The organism is Streptomyces sp. NPDC006384, from assembly GCF_042870695.1.
Classification (GTDB): domain Bacteria; phylum Actinomycetota; class Actinomycetes; order Streptomycetales; family Streptomycetaceae; genus Streptomyces.
The window spans coordinates 195201-214320 of sequence record NZ_JBIAHR010000004.1; the positions used below are offsets into that span (position 1 = coordinate 195201).

General features: G+C 74.0%; 18 protein-coding genes. 9 read left to right on the forward strand and 9 right to left on the reverse strand.

The window, feature by feature from the left end; all coding sequences use genetic code 11:
- Positions 1–96: 96 nt before the first annotated feature.
- On the reverse strand, positions 97–852 hold the full coding sequence (locus tag ACFYOJ_RS06890; protein ID WP_356552239.1) for a metallophosphoesterase: 756 nt from the start codon (positions 850–852) through the stop codon (positions 97–99).
- Between the two features lie 365 nt (positions 853–1217).
- Between ACFYOJ_RS06890 and ACFYOJ_RS06895 the strand changes: the two genes are divergently transcribed.
- Positions 1218–3014 (forward strand): AMP-dependent synthetase/ligase, encoded by a 1797-nt coding sequence (locus ACFYOJ_RS06895; protein WP_356552174.1) that lies wholly within the window; start codon positions 1218–1220, stop codon positions 3012–3014.
- Between the two features lie 27 nt (positions 3015–3041).
- Here the strand turns inward: ACFYOJ_RS06895 and ACFYOJ_RS06900 are convergent, their stop codons facing one another.
- Together ACFYOJ_RS06900 and ACFYOJ_RS06905 are read right to left on the reverse strand one after the other, a co-directional pair.
- A complete protein-coding gene (locus ACFYOJ_RS06900) occupies positions 3042–3308 on the reverse strand; it encodes a hypothetical protein (protein ID WP_356552175.1) in 267 nt (88 codons plus the stop codon).
- Positions 3308–4450, reverse strand: coding sequence for a glycosyltransferase family 4 protein (locus ACFYOJ_RS06905; RefSeq protein ID WP_356552176.1), 1143 nt, complete (start codon positions 4448–4450; stop codon positions 3308–3310). The genes ACFYOJ_RS06900 and ACFYOJ_RS06905 overlap by 1 nt, the downstream gene beginning before the upstream one ends.
- Before the next feature lie 124 nt (positions 4451–4574).
- Between ACFYOJ_RS06905 and ACFYOJ_RS06910 the strand changes: the two genes are divergently transcribed.
- Positions 4575–5837: a glycosyltransferase 87 family protein gene (locus ACFYOJ_RS06910; RefSeq protein WP_356552241.1), complete on the forward strand. Its 1263-nt coding sequence runs from the start codon at positions 4575–4577 to the stop codon at positions 5835–5837.
- On the opposite strand, the gene ACFYOJ_RS06915 is transcribed toward ACFYOJ_RS06910, so the two are convergent.
- The 5 genes from ACFYOJ_RS06915 to ACFYOJ_RS06935 all read right to left on the reverse strand — a co-directional run bounded on the left by ACFYOJ_RS06915 (position 5794) and on the right by ACFYOJ_RS06935 (position 11314).
- Positions 5794–6984: a hypothetical protein gene (locus ACFYOJ_RS06915; RefSeq protein ID WP_356552177.1), complete on the reverse strand. Its 1191-nt coding sequence runs from the start codon at positions 6982–6984 to the stop codon at positions 5794–5796. The two genes, ACFYOJ_RS06910 and ACFYOJ_RS06915, sit on opposite strands and share 44 nt — an antisense overlap.
- A 125-nt stretch (positions 6985–7109) precedes the next feature.
- Entirely contained in the window at positions 7110–8123 is a 1014-nt protein-coding gene (locus ACFYOJ_RS06920) for an NlpC/P60 family protein (protein WP_356552179.1), read from the reverse strand.
- Positions 8124–8333: 210 nt separating this feature from the next.
- A complete protein-coding gene (locus ACFYOJ_RS06925; protein ID WP_356552180.1) occupies positions 8334–9374 on the reverse strand; it encodes an NlpC/P60 family protein in 1041 nt (346 codons plus the stop codon).
- Positions 9375–9637: 263 nt separating this feature from the next.
- Positions 9638–10987 (reverse strand): NYN domain-containing protein, encoded by a 1350-nt coding sequence (locus tag ACFYOJ_RS06930; protein WP_356552182.1) that lies wholly within the window; start codon positions 10985–10987, stop codon positions 9638–9640.
- Positions 10988–11074: 87 nt separating this feature from the next.
- Entirely contained in the window at positions 11075–11314 is a 240-nt protein-coding gene (locus ACFYOJ_RS06935; protein WP_356552183.1) for a hypothetical protein, read from the reverse strand.
- Positions 11315–11471: 157 nt separating this feature from the next.
- Here ACFYOJ_RS06935 and ACFYOJ_RS06940 point away from each other — a divergent pair, with 157 nt between their 5' ends.
- The 7 genes from ACFYOJ_RS06940 to ACFYOJ_RS06970 all read left to right on the forward strand — a co-directional run bounded on the left by ACFYOJ_RS06940 (position 11472) and on the right by ACFYOJ_RS06970 (position 17775).
- Complete coding sequence (locus ACFYOJ_RS06940; protein ID WP_356552185.1) at positions 11472–12233, forward strand: rhomboid family intramembrane serine protease; 762 nt, start codon at positions 11472–11474, stop codon at positions 12231–12233.
- Positions 12230–12511: an Lrp/AsnC ligand binding domain-containing protein gene (locus ACFYOJ_RS06945; RefSeq protein WP_356552187.1), complete on the forward strand. Its 282-nt coding sequence runs from the start codon at positions 12230–12232 to the stop codon at positions 12509–12511. Before ACFYOJ_RS06940 ends, ACFYOJ_RS06945 begins: the two co-directional genes overlap by 4 nt.
- Before the next feature lie 97 nt (positions 12512–12608).
- Positions 12609–12914 carry a small secreted hydrophilic protein gene (locus ACFYOJ_RS06950; RefSeq protein WP_356552189.1) on the forward strand — a complete coding sequence of 102 codons (306 nt, stop codon included), beginning with the start codon at positions 12609–12611 and terminating at the stop codon, positions 12912–12914.
- Positions 12844–14331 (forward strand): ATP-binding protein, encoded by a 1488-nt coding sequence (locus ACFYOJ_RS06955; protein WP_356552190.1) that lies wholly within the window; start codon positions 12844–12846, stop codon positions 14329–14331. Before ACFYOJ_RS06950 ends, ACFYOJ_RS06955 begins: the two co-directional genes overlap by 71 nt.
- A gap of 19 nt (positions 14332–14350) precedes the next feature.
- Positions 14351–15013: a response regulator transcription factor gene (locus ACFYOJ_RS06960; RefSeq protein WP_164247835.1), complete on the forward strand. Its 663-nt coding sequence runs from the start codon at positions 14351–14353 to the stop codon at positions 15011–15013.
- A gap of 72 nt (positions 15014–15085) precedes the next feature.
- Positions 15086–16501 (forward strand): SLC13 family permease, encoded by a 1416-nt coding sequence (locus ACFYOJ_RS06965; RefSeq protein WP_356552192.1) that lies wholly within the window; start codon positions 15086–15088, stop codon positions 16499–16501.
- 47 nt (positions 16502–16548) lie between these two features.
- Positions 16549–17775 (forward strand): glycerate kinase, encoded by a 1227-nt coding sequence (locus ACFYOJ_RS06970; protein ID WP_356552243.1) that lies wholly within the window; start codon positions 16549–16551, stop codon positions 17773–17775.
- On the opposite strand, the gene ACFYOJ_RS06975 is transcribed toward ACFYOJ_RS06970, so the two are convergent.
- Positions 17706–19097: an aminotransferase class V-fold PLP-dependent enzyme gene (locus ACFYOJ_RS06975; protein ID WP_356552194.1), complete on the reverse strand. Its 1392-nt coding sequence runs from the start codon at positions 19095–19097 to the stop codon at positions 17706–17708. The two genes, ACFYOJ_RS06970 and ACFYOJ_RS06975, sit on opposite strands and share 70 nt — an antisense overlap.
- Positions 19098–19120: the final 23 nt, after the last annotated feature.

The following is a 19120-nucleotide window of genomic DNA, read 5'->3' on the forward strand; positions in this document are numbered from 1 at the left end:
CGTGCGCGCGGCGCGCACGTGTGTGCCGCGTGAAGGCTATCGCGCACGGACGGGCCCGATGTCCACCGCCCGCCCCGGCCGCCGGCCGTGCGGGGCTCACCACTCCATCACCCACGGCTTCCCCGTCGACGCGAAGTGGCCGACGTTCACGCACTCGGTCGACCCGATCCGCATCCGCCGCGCCAGCGGCTGGTGCACGTGGCCGAACAGGGCGTAGCGGGGCCGGGTGCGCCGGATCGCGTCCAGCAGCGCGCGGCTGCCCCGCTCGAAGCGCCGCGCCACCGTGTCGTAGACCAGTTCCGGCACCTCGGGCGGGATGTGGGTGCACAGCACGTCCACCTCGCCGACGGCCTCGATCTTCGCGGCGTACTCCTCGTCGCCGATCTCGTACGGGGTGCGCATCGGGGTGCGCAGGCCGCCGCCGACGAAGCCGAAGACCCGGCCGCCGATCTCGACGCGCTCCCCGTCCAGCACGGTCGTGCCCGGTCCGGCGTACTCCGGCCACAGGGACGGCATGTCGACGTTGCCGTAGGTGGCGTACGTCGGTGTGGGGAACGCGGCGAACATCTCGGCGTACTGTCCCCGCACCGCCCGCTCGACGAGCGCGGCCCGGTCCTCGCCGACGCCCGCCCACAGCCGCTCGCCGAAGGCGCGGGCCTCGGCGAAGCGGCGGGCGGTGCGCAGCTCGACGATGCGGTCGGCGTTGGCCTCGCCGAACAGCTCGGGGAAGATGCCGCGCGAGTGGTCGGCGTAGTCGAGGAAGAGGACCAGGTCCCCCAGGCAGATCAGGGCGTCCGCGCCCTCGCCCGCCCTCGCCAGATCTCGTGCGTTGCCGTGCACGTCGCTCACCACGTGGACGCGCGTCGTCGTGTCACCGGCCGGTGTGGATGCCATGACGATCAAGCGTAGGTGTGTGTGCCGCACGTGAACAGTGGCGGTCGGACCTGCGGTTACTGGCTGGTCGCCCGGGGCGTCGACTACCCTGCGCCGAGGAAACCCCATCCGTGTGACGCAGCGAACATCTCACGGGGACCCCCTGTCGGAGACGCCATACCGACGGGTAACGTCCGGGCAGTCCAGTCGTGCTCAGGATTTCGGCATGTGAATCCGCGTATGTGAATCCGCGTGTGTCTTCCCCGAGCACTTGCCCGAGCCTTGGACCGCACCGTCGCATCACACAGTGTCGTGGCGCCGGCGCCCTATGAGGAGCAGCAGTCTTGCGCGAGTTCAGCCTTCCGGCTTTGTACGAGGTCCCTGCGGACGGCAACCTGACCGACATCGTCCGCAGAAACGCCGCGCAGCATCCGGACGTCGCCGTCATCGCCCGCAAGGCGGGCGGGGCCTGGCAGGACGTGAGTGCCCGCGAGTTCCGTGCCGAGGTGCACGCCGCCGCCAAGGGACTCATCGCCTCCGGGGTGCAGCCGGGCGACCGCGTCGGCCTGATGTCCCGCACGCGCTACGAGTGGACCCTGCTGGACTTCGCGATCTGGAGCGCCGGCGCGGTCACCGTGCCGGTGTACGAGACCAGCTCGCCGGAGCAGGTGCAGTGGATCCTCAGCGACTCGGGCGCCACGGCGTGCGTCGTGGAGTCGGCCGGGCACGCCGCCGCCGTGGAGTCGGTGCGCGAGCAGCTGCCCGCCCTGAAGAACGTCTGGCAGATCGACGCGGGGGCCGTGGAGGAGCTGCGGCGCCTGGGCGGGGACGTCACGGACGAGGCGGTCGAGGAGCGCAGCTCGATCGCGAAGGCCGACGACCCGGCGACCATCGTCTACACCTCGGGCACCACCGGCCGCCCCAAGGGCTGCGTGCTCACCCACCGCAGCTTCTTCGCCGAGTGCGGCAACGTCGTCGAGCGGCTGCGCCCCCTGTTCCGCACGGGCGAGTGCTCCGTCCTGCTCTTCCTCCCGCTCGCCCACGTCTTCGGCCGCCTGGTGCAGATCGCGCCGATGATGGCGCCGATCAAGCTGGGCTGCGTACCGGACATCAAGAACCTCACCGACGAGCTGGCCGCGTTCCGGCCCACGCTGATCCTGGGCGTGCCGCGCGTCTTCGAGAAGGTCTACAACTCGGCGCGCGCCAAGGCGCAGGCCGACGGCAAGGGCAGGATCTTCGACCGGGCCGCCGACACGGCGATCGCGTACAGCAAGGCCCTGGACGCCCCGTCGGGCCCGTCCCTCGGGCTGCGGATCAAGCACAAGATCTTCGACAAGCTCGTCTACGGCAAGCTCCGCACGGTCCTCGGCGGACGCGGCGAGTACGCCATCTCCGGCGGCGCGCCCCTCGGCGAGCGCCTCGGCCACTTCTTCCGCGGCATCGGCTTCACGGTCCTGGAGGGCTACGGCCTGACCGAGTCCTGCGCGGCCACCGCCTTCAACCCCTGGGACCGGCAGAAGATCGGCACGGTCGGCCAGCCGCTGCCCGGCTCGGTCGTGCGCATCGCGGACGACGGGGAGGTGCTGCTGCACGGCGAGCACCTGTTCAAGGAGTACTGGAACAACCCGGACGCGACCGAGGAGGCGCTGGCCGACGGCTGGTTCCACACCGGGGACCTCGGCACCCTCGACGAGGACGGGTACCTGAGCATCACCGGCCGCAAGAAGGAGATCATCGTCACCGCCGGCGGCAAGAACGTCGCCCCGGCCGTGATCGAGGACCGCATCCGGGCGCACGCGCTGGTCGCCGAGTGCATGGTGGTCGGCGACGGGCGGCCGTTCGTGGGGGCGCTGGTCACCGTGGACGAGGAGTTCCTCGGCCGCTGGTGCGCGGAGCACGGCAAGCCGGCCGGCTCCACGGTGGCGTCGCTGCGGGAGGACCCGGACCTGCTCGCCGCGATCCAGGCCGCCGTGGACGACGGCAACGCGGCGGTGTCCAAGGCGGAGTCCGTGCGGAAGTTCCGGGTGCTGGGGGCTCAGTTCACGGAGGAGTCGGGGCACCTGACGCCGTCGCTGAAGCTGAAGCGGAACGTGGTGGCGAGGGACTACGCGGACGAGATCGAGGCGATCTACGCGAAGTAGGAGCCGCCGGGCGGGACGGGCATCCCCTCACCGGTCCCGGAGGGCCTCCAGGAAGCTCTCCGCGGCCGCCCCCGGAGGCGTGGACGGGTCGTTCGTCAGCACGACGTGCAGCGCCCACACCAGGGTTTCCCGGCGGACCGCCGTATGCCTCCGCCGCTCCTTGCCCATGCGGTGCCCGTCCCGCTCGGACAGGGCCTCCAGCCGCAGGATCTCGCGCCCGATGATCCCGGCCCCTCCTCCGCCGCCGGCCCCCGCCCCCTCGCGGGCCGGCGGCACCGCGTCCCGGCGGGGCATCAGAGCAGGGCCTTCAGGTGCTCCGCGAGCAGGTCCCAGCGCCATTTCTCCTCGACCCAGGCGCGGCCCCGGTCGCCCATGCGGCGGCGCAGCTCCGGGTCGGCCAGGAGCGCGACGATGCGGTCGGCGGCCTCCTCGGGGGAACCGCCCCGCACCACCCACCCCGTCTCGCCGTCGAGCACGGCGTCCGGCGCGCCGCCGGAGTCGCCGGCGACGACGGGCAGCCCGGTCGCGGAGGCCTCCAGGTAGACGATGCCGAGCCCCTCCACGTCCAGCCCGCCCCGCCGGGTGCGGCACGGCATGGCGAAGACGTCGCCGGCGCCGTAGTGCGCGGGCAGCTCCGCCCAGGGGACGGCGCCGGTGAAGCGGACGGAGGCGGCGACGCCGGTGTCCCGGGCGAGGCGGCGCAGGTCCTGCTCGTAGGGGCCGCCGCCGACGATCAGCAGCACGGCGTCGGGCTCGGCGGCGAGGACGCGCGGCATGGCCCGGATCAGGGTGTCCTGGCCCTTGCGCGGCACCAGCCGCGAGACGCACACCACGACGGGCCGGTCGGTCAGCCCGAGCCGGGCCCGCACCTCGTCGCCGCCGCTGCCCGGGTGGAAGGTCTTCTCGTCCACGCCCGGCGGCAGCTGCACCATCCGCGCGGCGGCCCCGGCCGTGAGCGCGGTCGCGATCCGCGAGCGCGTGTACTCGCCGAGGTAGGTGATCGTGTCCGTCGACTCCCCGATCCGGCGCAGCAGTTGCCGGGCGGCCGGCAGCTGGGCCCAGCCCGCCTCGTGGCCGTGGGTGGTGGCCACGATCCGCTCGGCGCCCGCCCTCCGCAGCGCCGGCGCCATCAGCCCGAGGGGCGCCGCCGCCCCGAACCACACCGACGTGCACCCGTGTTCGCGCAGCAGCCCGACGGCCCTGCGGGTCGCCCCCGGCGTCGGCAGCAGCATCGTCGTACGGTCGCGCACGACGGTGAAGGGCTGCTCGGCGTCGAAGGCGGCGGTGGCCTCGGCGCCCTCACGGCCGCGCTTCCAGGTGGAGGCGTAGACGACCAGCCGCTCGGGGTCCAGGCGCAGCGCCATGTTGTGCAGGAAGGCCTGGATGCCGCCGGGGCGGGGCGGGAAGTCGTTCGTCACGATCAGGGTCTTGCGCATCGGCGCCGACCCTACCGAACCCTCCGCCGGGCGCGGTGCCCGGCCGTGTCTGTGGCCGGGCACGGACGTGCGGGACATCATGGAGGACGACCGGCACGGCGGCACGCGGACGGGCAGGGAGCACGTGGAGACGACGGACGCGAGGCGGCCGGTGCGGCCGCTGTGGCCGCTGACGGCCTGGGGCGCCACCCGGCTGGTGCTGCTGCTGTTCGTGCTGAAGGTGCTGGTCCTCCCGGGCCCGGACGTCACCAGCGACGTGTCGGTCATCTACCGGGGCTGGTACGGGATCCTGCGCACCGGAACGTTTCCGCTGGACGACGTCACCTGGCAGTACCCGCCCGCCGCGGCGCTCGCGATCCTCTCCCCCGGCCTGCTGCCCTTCCTGGACTACCCCACCGCCTTCTTCGCGCTGGCCTGCGCCGCGGACCTGGCCGTCCTCTGCCTGTTGCTGCGGGCCGGGCGGGGCCGCGGGCGGGCCCGGGCCGGCGCGTGGGTGTGGATCGTGGGCGTCCCGCTGCTCGGCCCGACGGTGTACGCCCGGTACGACGTGATGGTCACCGCGGTCGCGGTGGCCGCGCTGCTCGCCGCCGGGCGGCATCCCCGGGCGGCCGGGGCGCTGGCGGCGTTCGGGGCGCTGCTGAAGGTGTGGCCGGCGTTCGTGCTTCTCGGCATGCGCGGCCGGGGCCCGTGGGCCGCGGCCGCGGTGACCGGCGCCGGGCTGGCCGGGCTGTTCGCCGTGACGATGCCCGGGGCGTTCGCGTTCCTGACGTTCCAGCGCGAGCGAGGCACCGAGGTGGAGTCCCTGGGCTCGCTCGTCCTGCACGTCGCCCGGCACCACGGCTGGGACGGCCGGGTGCTGCTCAACTACGGCTCCGTCGAGTTCCTCGGCCCGCACGTGGACACGGTGAGCACCGCCGCGCTCGTCCTGGCCGCCCTGGCGTTCGGCTGGCTGCTGCTGTGGCGGCTGACCGCCACCCGGTTCGCGGCGCACACCGCGGCGGACGCGGCGTTCACGGCGGTGCTGATGTTCACGGTGACCAGCAGGGTGATCAGCCCCCAGTACATGGTGTGGCTGGTCGGCCTCGCCGCGGTCTGCCGGTGCCACGCGGCGAGCCGGATGCGGGTGCCGGCCGTGCTGGTGCTGGCGGCGAGCGCGGTGACGGTGCTGGAGTTCCCCGTCTGGTTCGCGCACGTCGTGGCGAGCGACGCGCTCGGGGTGACGCTCCTGGCCGTCCGCAACGGCCTGCTGGTGGCCGCGGCGCTCACCGCCGCCCGCGCGCTGTGGCGTGACACGGCGCCACACACCGGACGGGGGCGGGGGCGGCCGGGCGGGTCCGGGCGGTTCAGCCGAGCACCGTCCGCAGATAGGCCCGCCACCGCGCCGTGAAGTCCTCGGGCGTCGTGCCGAGCACCTCCCGCATCGCGTCCTCGACCGCGCCCTCGCGCCCGTCGTGGGCGCCGACGGCCCGGTAGAAGGCGTCCAGCCGGTCCTCGCCCCACCGGTCGGCGATCATCCGGCAGGCCAGCCAGCCGCCCTCGTAGGCGCGGGCCAGCGCGTCCGCCTCGCCGGTGAAGGCGAAGTCGTCGTCCGTCGGCAGCGCGTCGGGCGGCCGGCCCTCCAGGACCGCCCGGGCCAGCTCGGGTGCGGCCTGGGCCGGGGAGCGGCCGCTGCCCCGGTAGCCGACCCAGTCGGCGTAGCCCTCGGACAGCCACAGCGGAGTGGCGCCGGTGGTGTGGGCGCGCGTGGCGACGTGCGTGGTCTCGTGGGTGAGGACGACCTGCCTGCCGACGGCGCCGAGCACCCCGTACGCGTCGGGGTTGACGACGATCCGGTCCGCGGGCGCCTGTTCCCGGCCGCCGGTCTGTCCGGTGGTGACCGCGGCGATGCCCCGGTAGGAGGAGGCGGACGAGCCGAGCAGGCCCGCCATCGCCTCCAGCGACCCGGGGACCAGGACGACGATCCGGCGGGCCCAGTGGCCGTCCCAGGCGTCCGACACGGCGGGCACCGCCCGGTCGGCCAGGTCCGCGTAACCGCGCAGTGCCCGGGCGGACTGTCCGACGCCGAGGACGATGCCGTGCTCGCCCCGGACCACCCGCACCGGGCCCTGGTCCCACAGCTGCTGCGCGGAGCGCTCCGCGGGCCGGTCGGAGTCGACGGTCCACCGTCCGTCGTCGTCCCGGCCGAGCCGCACGGTGCGCGCGGTGGTGACGGCGCCCCGGTCGTGTCCCCGCAGGCGGTAGCTGAGGTCCACGTCGGCGGTGACGGTGTCGCCGGTGCGGCGCACCCCGGTCACGCGGTACGACCAGGAGGCCAGCGGGACCTCGCTCAGGTTGCCGAGGCCGGGTCCGGCGCCGGTGCGGGCCCAGGCGTCCCGGTCGTGGCCGAGGACGGCCGCGGCGCGCCGGTCCAGTACGCCCTGCACCTCGGCCCGGACGGGGTCGGCGGCGGGGCGGCCGCCGCAGGCCACGAGGGAGACCAGCAACAGGCACAGCACCACCACCGAGGAACCCGACACCCGCCCGCGACCAGCCATCTGTCCGATCGTACGGGCGCCGGGCCGTGAGGTCCGGGGATCGGCGGAGGCCGGATCCCGTTGACCCGGGTCCCGTTGACCCGGATCCCGGTGACTCGGCCCCCGGTGACTCGGCCCCCGGTGCCTCAGATCCTGGTGACGGAGGAGACCGGCATCATGCCGACCGGGTCGTAGCGCACCGGGGCGCCGGGGCGGGGGGCGTGGATCACCTGGCCGTTGCCGGCGTACATGCCGATGTGACTGGCGTCGTCCCGGTAGGCGACCAGGTCCCCGGGGCGTGCCTGCGAGAGCGGGATCTGCCGGCCCGCGTACCGCTGTGCCTGCGAGGTGCGCGGCAGCCCGACCCCGGCCTGGGCGTACGACCACTGGATCAGGCCCGAACAGTCGAAGCCCGAGGGGCCGTTGGCGCCCCAGATGTAGGGCTTGCCGAGCGCGGAGCGGGCGGCGGCGAAGGCGGCCGCGGCCCGGCCCGAGGCAGCGGCGCCGCCGGGGGCGGGCAGGCCGTCGCGGCCGGAGCGGGAGGCGCGGTCGTGGGCGGCGCGCTCGTCGGCCGGGAGGGTGGCGAGCAGCCGCCGGGCCTCGGCGAGCTTGCGTTCGACGGTCTTCTTGTGGGCGGCGACGGCCTTGCGGCCCTTCTCCAGCTCGGCGAGCTTGCGGGCGGCCTCGGCGCGGTCCTGGGCGAGGTCGCGCAGAGCATGCCGGAGTTCCCTCAGCTCGCCCGCCTGGCGGGCGGTGACCCGGTCGAGCACGGAGGCCTTGTCCAGGTAGTCGTCCGGCTCGGCGGAGAGCAGCAGGGCGAGGGACGGGTCGACGCCGCCCGAGCGGTACTGGGCGCCGGCCAGCGAGCCGAGACGGTCGCGCATGGTGTTGATCCGCTCCTGCTTGCGGGCGATCTCGTCCTGCGCGTCACCGACCTGCTCGCGCAGGGCGTCGGTGCGCTCGTCGGCCTTGTTGTAGGCCTCGGTGGCCCGCTCCGCCTCGGTGTGGAGACGGTCCACCTCGGCACGCGTGTCGTCGGGCGGCGCGGCCACTGCTGCCGGTACGGCACCCAGGACGGCGGCGGCGACGGAGAGAAGGCCGACGGCGGCGGAGGCGCCGCGATCGAGCCCGGACGGTGCAAGGCGGCGATGGAACCCCACGGGAAGCCGCACTCCTTCCGCTGGCGGACGGGAAACGCGGCAGACAGTAGCCCCGCGGCGGGGCGCCGACCAACGGCCTCGAAGGGGTGCACGACCGCCCGCCCCGCCGCTGACGCAGGTCACCGGCGGGGCGGGCGGTCGGAAGGCCGTGCCGTGATTCCCCCGAACGGGCGGCAGGCAAAGGCGTTTTCGGATGGTCCCGCGCGGGGATCAGACGCGGACGCCCCACATGAACGGGCCGCCGATGGTGTTCATCGACTCGTAGCGGACGACCGTGCCGGTGCGCGGGGCGTGCAGGACCTGGCCGTTGCCGGCGTAGAGGCCGACGTGGTGCAGGTCGTTGAAGAAGAAGACCAGGTCGCCGACCTGCAGGTCGCTCATCGAGGAGATGCGGGTGCCGTAGTTGGCCTGGGCCTCGGAGGTGCGGGGTATGTCGACGCCGGCCTGGGCGTAGGCCCAGGAGGTGAGGCCCGAGCAGTCGAAGGAGGACGGGCCGGTGGCGCCGTAGACGTACGGGGAGCCGATCTTGCCCTGGGCGGCGGAGAACGCCGCGCCGGCCCGGCCCGAGGCGGACGCCGTGGAACCGGAGAGGACCTGGCGCTCGCTGGTGCGGGTGGCGCGCTCCTGCTCGGCGTTGAGAGCGGCCTTCTCGGCGGCGGTGAGGGAGTTGAGGAGCTTCTGGGCGGAGGAGAGCTTGCCCTGGACCTCCTTCTTCTTCTTGCCCAGCTCGGTGCGGGTGGAGGAGAGGTCCTTGAGCTTCTTGGACGCCTCGGCGCGCTGCTGGGCGAGGTCCCGCTGCTTCTCCTGGATCTTCTCCAGCGCCTCGACCTGCTGGTCGCTGAGCTGGTCGAGCGTGGAGGCCTTGTCCAGGTAGTCGTCCGGGTCGGCGGACAGGAACAGCTGCAGGGAGGGGTCGATGCCGCCGGAGCGGTACTGGGCGCTGGCCATCGAACCGAGGCCGTCGCGCAGCTCGTTGAGCTCCTCCTGGCCGCGGGCGACGTTGTCCTGGATGGTGGAGATCTCCTTCTGGAGCTTCTCCTGCTTCTCCTTGGCCCCGTTGTACTTCTCGGTGGCCTGCTCCGCCTCCTGGTAGAGCTTGTCGACCTTGGCCTTGACCTCGTCCTTGCTCGGCTTCTCGCTCGGTGCGGCGTTGGCCGCCTGGGAGCTGAGGGCGACTGCGGCTGCCGCGGCGGTGGTGAGCACGGTCACACGCGTGCGGCTCGGCTGCTTGGGACGACGGTGGGACGCCACGGAGTCGAGCTCCTTCTTGAGGGGGTTCACCCGATCGCGGGTTCGAAGGCACGGGTTCGAAGGCTGACCCTAGTGACCAAGTCGTGATGAGTTCAAATCCTCAGCGGAAAATAGTGAGACTCGTGGGACATCTTCCGCCGCGAACTCACGTGCTGTGGTCCGGTCCTGACCGTGCGTCGCGGCGCGCGTCCCTCGATTCCGGCAAGCCGCCCCTGTGTTGCGCTTGGGGCGGACGGCGCTGTGGGGGGCACACCGCCCTGCGGTCAGCCGCGCGAGAGGCGCTTGAGGAGGACCACCGAGGCCACCGGCCGCGCCCCCGCCTTCGCCACCCCGTCGGCGACCTCGCGGTCGGTGGAGACGACGATCACCGGCCGGCCGGGCGGTTCGGCCCGCACCAGCTGGCGGATCAGCTCGTCGGCGGTGACACCGGGCTTGGAGAACAGCACGCGCACCCCGCGCGGCGGCGCGAGCAGTACCGGCGCCGCCAGCTCCGCCCCGTCGAAGACACAGGTCGTCTCGGCGCCGGTCTGCGCGGCGAGCTGGGAGAGCTGGCCCAGCAGACGCAGCCGCTGCTTCTCCAGCGGCATCTGCGGATAACCGGTCTTGGTGACGTTGTAGCCGTCGACGACCAGATGCGCCTGCGGCAGCGCGAGCAACTGGTCGAGGACGGCGGGGTCGTGCTCGGACAGGGCGCGGGCGGCGATGTCCTTCGGCGTCATCCGGCCGGGCTCCACCGCCTCCACCGTCTCGGCGGGCCGCACCGACACCGGGGGCAGCGCCAGCTCCCGGCGCAGGCCCTGGGCGGCGTCCAGCAGCGTGTCCAGCAGCAGCCGCACGCGCATGTCCTCGACGCTGCGCCCCTCGCGGGCCGCCCTGCGGGTGGCCTCCAGGGCGGCCTCCGCCTCGGCGAGGCGGGCCTTGAGGCGCCGGCTCTCGCTCTCGGCCGCGGACACCCGGACCTGCCCGTCGGCGCGGACGGCGTCGGCCTCCTCCCGCAGCTTGCGCAGGGCCGCCTCGCCGCGCTTGACGTCGCTGAGGGCCGAACGCAGCTTGCGGTGCAGCGAGTCGGCCTCCTTCTTCGCCGCCTCCAGTTCGCCGCGCAGCCGTTCCGTCTCGGCCCTGGCCTGCTCCCGGGTCCGCGCGAGCTCCTCGCGCAGCCGCTCCAGCTCCGCGCGGCTCTCCTCGTCGGCGCGCTCGGCGTCCGCGCGCTGCGCCTCCTCGCCGGCGGCGGTCACCAGCTTCACCCAGCCGTGCGGACGCAGCACGTAGGCCGCGGCGGCCACGTCGAGCGGGTCCGCGGCCGGGGGCGGGGTGCCGGCGTCGAGGGCATCGGCCAGATCCGGCTGGGCCTCGCGGAACCTGTCACCGATCCGCTGCCGGAACAGGGTGTCGGTCTCCACGGCCGCGGCCATGGCGTTGCCGGCGAACCTGGCCCGCCGGTTGGGCGCGAAGCGCGCGTACTGTCTCAGCTGTACGGGAAGTTCGCCGAGGGTGAGCGAGCCGAAGCCGTCGGAGACGATCTGCACGACCCTGCGCCGGACCCCGTCGGGCAGCGGGCGGTCGAGCACCTCAGCGGCGCCGTCGCCCGGCCCCCCGCCGTGTGTCTCCACCATCCGTCACCCCTATGCCTTTGCTGCCTGCGCTTCCCGTGCGGTCCCGGACCGAGGCCGCCGTCCGTGAGCCCGTGAGAGCCCGCTCCCTCAGGAGCCGCTGTCCGGCCTGTCCACGAGTTCCACCTGGTCCACGGCGTTGCACCAGCGGCACCGCACCGACTCGATGGTCTCACTGAGCACCTCGCGCTCCTCGACCTTCGGCTCACCGGCCAGATCGAGGTGGACGTACTCGACGACCTTCGAGGCACGGGTCACGTCGAAACGCGTGAGGTTGCCGCACAGGGTGCAGCGCCACCGCGTCGTGTCGGTCGGCAGGGGAACCGTCATCGTGGCTGTCCGCTCTCTTCCGGAGTCGGTGACGCGCCGGCCTGCCCGGCGCGTGCTGGCTCGTAACCCTACGGCCTGGCGGGTACCCGCTGCCCGCGCGCCCACGGCGGCGAGGCGGTATGGGCGGTTGCGTCCCGTTGCGCCATGCTCTGTGTCCATGATCCGCAAGTGGAGCAGGGCGGCCCTCGGAAGGGCCGGGGCGACCGGCACGGCCCGCGCCCGGCGGTCCCGCACGGCACCGGTGACGTACGGGCTGATCCTCCTGTGCTGCGTGCTGTTCCTGGTCAGTCCGGCGTCGGGCCTCGTTCCGGCCCACGGCACCGGGGAGGAACTGCTCGCGGCGCAGCGCGCCTGGTTCCGGCGCTGGGGCGTGATCCCCGCAGAGCTGTTCGAGGACTCGCCCGGCGCCGTCCTCACGCCCGTCACGGCGCTGTTCGTGCACGGCGGCTGGGTGCACCTGCTCGGCAACATGCTCTTCCTCCACGTCTTCGGCGCGATGACCGAGGCGCGGATGGGCCGGCTCCAGTTCCTGCTGTTCTACCTCGGCTGCGGCTGCCTGGCGCTGCTCGGCTACGCGGCGGCCAACGCGTACTCCCACGAGTCCCTGGTCGGGGCCTCCGGGGCGATCTCGGCGGTCCTCGGCGCCTTCCTCTTCCTCTTCCCGCGCGCCCGGGTGACCAGCCTCCTGCCCTTCCTCTGGTTCCTGCCGCTGCGCTTCCCGGCCTGGGTGGTGCTGCCGTTCTGGGTGTCCCTGCAGTGGATGGCGGCGGGGCGGGCCGGCGAGGGGCCGGGGGTGGCGTACCTCGCGCATCTGGTGGGCTTCGGGCTGGGCTTCGTCTTCGCCTGGGTGCGCTTCGGCGGGGGGACTACAGTTGGGGGCGTTCCAGCGACGGCCCCCGAGGGAGAGAACCAGCCGTGATCAGCGCGATCGTCCTCATCAAGACCAGCGTGGACCGGATTCCCGAGATCGCGGAGCGGATCGCCGCGCTGGAGAACGTCACCGAGGTCTTCTCGGTCACCGGCACCTACGACCTGATCGCCATGGTGCGGGTGAAGCAGCACGAGGACCTGGCGGAGGTCATCCCCGGCCGGATCAGCAAGATCCCCGGCGTGGAGGGCACGGACACGCACGTGGCGTTCCGCACGTACTCGCAGCACGACCTGGAGGCGGCGTTCGCCATCGGCCTGGACAACTGATCCGGGCCTCTCCCGGCACCGGACGAAGAGCCCCGGATGAAGAGTTCTTCATCCCGGACTCATCCGGAGCGCCGGGTACCGCGCACAGACTCGGGACATGGTCTTCTCACGCCGGATGGCGGCCCTCGCGGCCGTCGTCCTGATCCCGCTCGGCATCGCCGCGACCAGTTTCGCCCTCACCGACAGCCCGCAGGAACCGAAGGTCCCGGCCAGGGTGGAGCTGGAGAGCGGCTCCCCGGCACCGGCACCCCCCTCCTCCTCGCCCGAGCCGGCGCCCAGCGACCAGGTGGTGACCCGGCCACCGGTGACCGACAGCCCTCCGGATGACGACGATGACGACGACCGAGGCCAGGACACCGGGGACGACCGGAGCACCGGCGACCGGGGCGGCGACGACGGCTGACCGCGAGCGCCGCCGCATCTCCGCCCGGGTCCGCATCCTGCTGTGGCTGCTGCTCGTGATGGCGGTCGCCCTCGCCTCGGTGGCCGCGACCACCCGCTCGATCCTGCTGCGCGACACCGACCAGCGGATCAACGGCCTGCTCGCCCAGGAGGCCCGCGAGTTCGCCAACTTCGAGGAGCAGGGCTTCGACCCGGAGACCGGCCGCCCGTTCACCGACCCGGGCCGGCTGCTGCGGGTCTTCCTGGAACGGCAGTACGCCGACCTCGACGAGGAACTGATCGGCCTGGTGGGCGAGAAGGGCGGCAGACCCGCCCAGATCATCCAGCAGCGCGAGATCCCCGTCGCCCTCCCCCTGCACAAGGACGCCGACGCCCGGCGGCGCATCTACGCCTCGCCCGCCACCACCGGCACCCTGGAACGGCCTCGGGGCGAGATCCGCTGGGCCAAGGTCACCGTGGCCCGCTACGGCGGCGAACCGGCGGCCGCCTTCGTGGTCGCCTTCCACCCGGGGCGCGAACAGGCCCGCGCGGACGAGGTGTTCCGCGTGCTGCTCGCCATCTCCGGCGTGGCCCTGCTGATGACGACCGGCATCGCCTGGGTGGTCGCGGGCCGGATCCTCAAGCCGGTGCGGCTGGTGCGGACCACGGCCGCGCAGCTCACCGAGCAGGACCTGACCCGCCGTATCCCGGTGCACGGGCACGACGACGTGGCGGCCCTGGCCGAGACGTTCAACGCCATGCTCGACCGGCTGGAACGCGCCTTCGCCACCCAGCGCCGGTTCGTCGACGACGCGGGCCACGAGCTGCGCACCCCGATCACCATCGTCCGCGGCCACCTGGAGCTGATGGGCGACGACCCGGCGGAGCGCGAGGAGACCGTCCGCCTGGTCACCGACGAACTGGACCGGATGAGCCGCATCGTCGAGGACCTGCTGCTGCTCGCCAAGGCCGAACGCCCCGACTTCGTGCGGCCCGAGCCGGTCCAGGTCGCCGAACTCACCGCCGACGTCTACGTCAAGGCCCGCACCCTCGGCGACCGGGACTGGGTGCTGGACCAGGTCGCCGACCGCGAGGCCCGGCTCGATCCCCAGCGGATCACGCAGGCGATGGTGCAGCTCGCGCAGAACGCCGTGCAGCACACCACCGCCGGCCGGACCATCCGCATCGGCTCCCGCGCCGACGGCCCCCGCCTCGAGCTGTACGTCGCCGACTCCGGCCCCGGCGTCCAGCCGCAGGACGCCGAGGTGATCTTCGAGCGCTTCCGGCGCGGCACCGCCCGGCGCGGGGTGCGCGGATCCGGCGCCGGGCTCGGGCTGTCGATCGTCAAGGCGATCGCCGAGGGCCACGGCGGGCGGGTCGCCCTGCGCACCACCGAGGGCGGCGGGGCCACCTTCGTCCTGACAATCGATTCCGACTGACCGCGGAAGAGGCACGTCCATGAACCGCATCCTCATCGTCGAGGACGAGGAGCGCATCGCCTCCTTCGTCGAGAAGGGCCTGCGCGCCAACGGCTTCACCACCACCGCCGTCGCCGACGGCGACGCCGCCTACGAGTACGCCCTCACCGGCGGCTTCGACCTGGTCGTCCTGGACATCGGGCTGCCCGGCCGGGACGGCTTCACGGTCCTGCGCGAGCTGCGCGAGTCCCGGGTGACGACCCCGGTGATCGTGCTGACCGCCCGCGACTCCGTACGGGACACGGTGGCCGGCCTGGAGGGCGGCGCCGACGACTGGATGACCAAGCCGTTCCGCTTCGAGGAACTCCTCGCCCGGGTACGGCTCCGGCTGCGTACGGCGGCCCGGGCGCCCGAGGTGACGGTGCTGAGGTCCGGCGACCTCTCCCTGGACCTGCGTACCCGCCGGGCGCGCGCCGGGCAGCGGACGGTGGACCTGACGGCCCGTGAGTTCGTGCTGCTGGAGCTGTTCCTGCGGCACCCGGGGCAGGTCCTGTCCCGGGAGCAGATCCTGTCCCACGTGTGGGGCTACGACTTCGACCCCGGCTCCAACATCGTGGACGTCTATGTGCGGGCGCTGCGCAAGAAGCTGGGGGCGCAGCGGGTGGAGACGGTGCGGGGCATGGGGTACCGGCTGCCGGGCTGACCGGTTTTTGTGTGAAGTTTCCTTCATGCCGGGCTCATCGGGGGCTCACCGCCCGGGACGAACCTCGATGGCGTGACGTCGAACCTCCGCCTCACGGCGGCCCTCTGCGTGGCGCTGTCCCTGTGCGCGCTGCTGGCGGTACCCGCCAACTTCCCCGCCCTCGGCGGCGACGCGCGTCTCACCCTCGCGGTGTTCGCGCTCGCCGCCTGCGCCTGGATCGCCACCCCGATCGACGACACCTACATCGCGCTGGGCGCCGGACTCGCGCTGACCGCGACCGGCGTGATCAGCAGCGACACCCTCTTCGGCACCCTCGGTGACGACACGGTGTGGCTGCTGATCTGCGCGTTCGTCCTGGCCGCCGCGGTCACCCGCACCGGGCTCGCCGGGCGGGCGGCGGCGTTCCTGGTCGGCGGGGCGCGCACCGTACGGCAGTTGGTGCACCTGACGACGGCCGCGCTGGTCGTGACCGCGTTCGCGGTGCCGGCCACCTCGGGGCGGGCGGCGCTCGCGCTGCCGGTGTTCCTCGCCCTCGCCAAGGCGCTGGCCGACCGGAAACGCCTGGTGGTGATGCTGGCGCTGCTGTTCCCCACCGTGATCCTGCTGTCGGCGGTGGCGACCCTGATCGGCGCGGGCGCGCACCTGATCACCGTGTCGGTGCTGTGGGAGGCGACCGGGGACCGGATCGGCTTCACCCAGTGGCTGCTGCTGGGGCTTCCGTTGGCGGTCGCCTCCTCCCACCTGGCTGCGGAGACGGTCCTGTTGACCACCACGCGCAGGGCCGACCGCAAGGGCCCGGTGCACATCACCGCCGAGGAGATACAGCGGCACAGCGAGAGCCCGGTCACCGGCCCGTGGACCCAGGCGGAGAAGCGCTGCGCCCTGCTGCTGGCCACCGTGGTCGCGCTGTGGTGCAGCGAGCCCCTGCACCACGTCTCCCCCGCGGTGGTGGCACTGATCGGCGCGGTCGTCGCCTCCACCCCCGCGCTCGGCACCGTCCGGCTCAAGGACGCGCTCAGGACCGTGCCCTGGTCGCTGCTGCTGTTCATGGCGGCGACCATGGCGATGGGCGTCGCGCTCGCCGACTCCGGCGCGGCGAAGTGGCTGGTGTCGGGGCTGCCCGCACAGGTCGCGCCGGCCGTCTTCCTCGGCGTCGTCATCGCCGTCAGTACGGCGGCCCACCTGGTCCTGCAGTCCCGCTCGGCCCGCTCATCGGTCCTGGTCCCCCTGGTGATCGCCGCCGCCGTGGGGGCCGGGGTCAACCCGGTCGCCGCCGCGCTCGCGTCCACCGCCGCCGCCGGCTTCTGTCACACCCTCCCGGCCTCCGCCAAGCCGGTCACGCTCTTCTCCGACATCCCCGGCACCCCCACCTACACCCCGCGCGACCTGCTGCGGCTGTCCGCCGTCCTGGCACCGCTGACCGCCGCGCTCGTGCTGTTCTTCGCCGCCGCCGTCTGGCCGCTGCTCGGCGTACCCGTGACCCGATGAAGGAGTCCTCCATGTCCTCCGCACCGCCCGCGTCCCCCGCGTCCTCCATGCTGGGCCGTGTCGTCGTGGCCCCCAGCGGCTTCAAGGAGTCCCTGTCCGCCCAGGCCGCCGCCGACGCCATCGCGGCGGGCGTCCGCCGGGTCCTGCCGTATGCCGAGATCGACCGCATCCCGCTCGTGGACGGCGGCGAGGGCACCGCCACCGCGCTGGCCGCCGCGACGGGCGGGCGGCTGGTCGCGCTGGCCGCCACCGGCCCGGTCGGCGAACCCGTCGGCACCCACTTCGCGCTGCTCGGCGGCCGGGACACGGCGGTGGTGGAGATGGCGGCCGTGGCAGGCCTGTCCCTGGTCCCCCGCGCCCTGCGCGACCCGGGCGCCACCACCACGTACGGCGTCGGCGAACTGCTCCGCGCCGCGCTCGGCACGGGGGCGCGGCGCGTCCTGGTCGGCTGCGGCGACTCGGGCACGTCCGACGGGGGCGCGGGCGCCCTCCAGGCGCTCGGGGCCCGGCTGCTGGACGCCGACGGCTTCGAACTCCCGCCCGGCGGACGGGAGCTGGTCCGCCTCGCCCGCGTCGATCCGTCCGGTCTGGACCCCCGGCTGAAGGACACCGAGCTGCTGGTCGCCTGCAACCCGTTCAACGTGCTGTGCGGAGAGCGGGGCGTGGCCCGGGTGTTCGGCCCGCAGAAGGGGGCGACGCCCGCGCAGGTCGAGGAGCTGTCGGCCGGGCTGGAGAACTGGGCGCGCGTCCTCACCCGCGACCTCGGTGTCACCGGGGTCGACCTGCGTACCGGCCCCGGCACCGGCGCTTCCGGCGGGCTGGGCGCGGGACTGGCCGCCGTCGGGGCCCGGCTGCTGCCCCGCTTCGACGTGCTGCTGGACCACCTCGACCTGGACGCCCGCCTGGCCCGCGCCGACCTGGTGCTCACCGCGGAGGGCGCCCTGGACCGCCAGACGCCGCGCGGCAAGGTGCCGGCCGAGGTGGCCCGCCGCGCCAAGCTCCACGGCCGGCCCGTCCTCGCCCTGGCCGGCACGCTCGGCGAGGGCGCGCACGAGGTGCCGGGGGTGGACGCCTTCCACGGCATCATGCCGGCGCCGATGGCGCTGGCGGACGCGCTGGTGCGTGCCGCCGAGCTCCTGACGGACGCGACGGAACGCGCGCTGCGGATGATCCTGCTGGGGTCACGGCTGCCGGGCCGGGCGGCTCAGGCGGCAGCGGCACCGGTCGTGGCCGAGGTGGTGTCGGGCACGCAACGTCCGTCCTCGGTGCGGTAGTTCCACCGGGCGCCGTCGCGCACCAGCTCCTTGACGGCGTTCACGAACCGCTCGACGTGCTCGTCGGGGGTGCCCGCGCCGAAGCTGACCCGGATGGCGTTGAGCGACCTCTCCCCCGGCGCCGCCTCGGGGGCGCCGCACTCGCCCTGCGTCTGCGGGGCGCTGCCGAGCAGGGTGCGCACCAGCGGGTGGGCGCAGAACAGACCGTCGCGCACACCGATGCCGTACTCGGCGGAGAGCGCGGCGGCGAAGTGGGAGCTGTTCCAGCCCTCGACGACGAAGGAGAGGACGCCGACGCGCGGCGCGTCGTCGCCGAAGAGCGAGAGCACCCGCACCTCGGGCACCTCCGCGAGCCCTTCGCGGACCTTGCGGATCAGGTGCTCCTCGCGGGCGACCAGCGTGTCGAACCCGGCCTCGGTGAGCGCCCTGCAGGCGGAGGCGATGGCGTAGGCGCCGATGACGTTGGGCGAGCCGGCCTCGTGGCGGGCGGCGCTGTCGTGCCACCGCACGTCCACGCCGCCGTCCGCGCGCCGGGAGACGCTGCGGCTGGCGCCGCCGCCCGCGAGGTACGGCTCGGCCTCCCGCAGCCAGTCGGCACGGCCCGCGAGGACGCCGGCGCCGAAGGGGGCGTACAGCTTGTGCCCGGAGAAGGCCACCCAGTCCACGTCGAGGTCGCGCACGTCGACCGGGTGGTGCGGGGCGAGCTGGGCGGCGTCCAGCACGATCCGGGCGCCGTGGGCGTGCGCGGCGGCGGCCAGTTCCCGCACCGGCCACAGCTCGCCGGTGACGTTGGAGGCGCCGGTGACGCAGACCAGGGCGGGCCCGTGGGGCTCGCGGGCGGCGAGGGCGCGCTCCAGGGTCTCGACGGCCTGCGCCGGGGTGCGCGGGGCGTCCAGGTAGGTCACGTCGGCGTCCCGCCAGGGCAGCAGCGAGGCGTGGTGCTCGGTCTCGAAGACGAAGACCCGGCAGCCGGCCGGGAGGGCGGCGGCGAGCAGGTTCAGCGAGTCGGTGGTGGACCGGGTGAACACCACCTGGTCGCTCTCCCGGCAGCCGAGGAACTCGGCGACGGTCCTGCGGGCGTTCTCGAACAGGTCGGTCGACAGCTGCGACAGGTACCCGGCGCCCCGGTGCACGCTGCCGTAGTACGGGGCGTAGGCGGCGACGTCGTCCCAGACCCGCTGGAGCGCGGGCGCGCTGGCGGCGTAGTCGAGCGCGGCGTAGACGACCTCGCCGCCGGTGACGAGCGGGACGGTGACGTCCCGGCCGAGGACGGGCAGCGGGGCACGGACGGACGGGTCGGCGGCGACGGCGGAGACGGACATGGCGGTACTCCCGTGAAGGCAGG

Coding starts and splice junctions, on each gene's coding strand:
- ACFYOJ_RS06900 (WP_356552175.1), bottom strand. CDS start 3,308: ATGCCCCGCCGGGACGCGGTGCCGCCGGCCCGCGAGGGGGCGGGGGCC.
- ACFYOJ_RS06905 (WP_356552176.1), bottom strand. CDS start 4,450: ATGCGCAAGACCCTGATCGTGACGAACGACTTCCCGCCCCGCCCCGGC.
- ACFYOJ_RS06915 (WP_356552177.1), bottom strand. CDS start 6,984: ATGGCTGGTCGCGGGCGGGTGTCGGGTTCCTCGGTGGTGGTGCTGTGC.
- ACFYOJ_RS06930 (WP_356552182.1), bottom strand. CDS start 10,987: ATGGTGGAGACACACGGCGGGGGGCCGGGCGACGGCGCCGCTGAGGTG.
- ACFYOJ_RS06935 (WP_356552183.1), bottom strand. CDS start 11,314: ATGACGGTTCCCCTGCCGACCGACACGACGCGGTGGCGCTGCACCCTG.
- ACFYOJ_RS06940 (WP_356552185.1), top strand. CDS start 11,472: ATGATCCGCAAGTGGAGCAGGGCGGCCCTCGGAAGGGCCGGGGCGACC.
- ACFYOJ_RS06950 (WP_356552189.1), top strand. CDS start 12,609: ATGGTCTTCTCACGCCGGATGGCGGCCCTCGCGGCCGTCGTCCTGATC.
- ACFYOJ_RS06955 (WP_356552190.1), top strand. CDS start 12,844: ATGACGACGACCGAGGCCAGGACACCGGGGACGACCGGAGCACCGGCG.
- ACFYOJ_RS06960 (WP_164247835.1), top strand. CDS start 14,351: ATGAACCGCATCCTCATCGTCGAGGACGAGGAGCGCATCGCCTCCTTC.
- ACFYOJ_RS06970 (WP_356552243.1), top strand. CDS start 16,549: ATGCTGGGCCGTGTCGTCGTGGCCCCCAGCGGCTTCAAGGAGTCCCTG.
- ACFYOJ_RS06975 (WP_356552194.1), bottom strand. CDS start 19,097: ATGTCCGTCTCCGCCGTCGCCGCCGACCCGTCCGTCCGTGCCCCGCTG.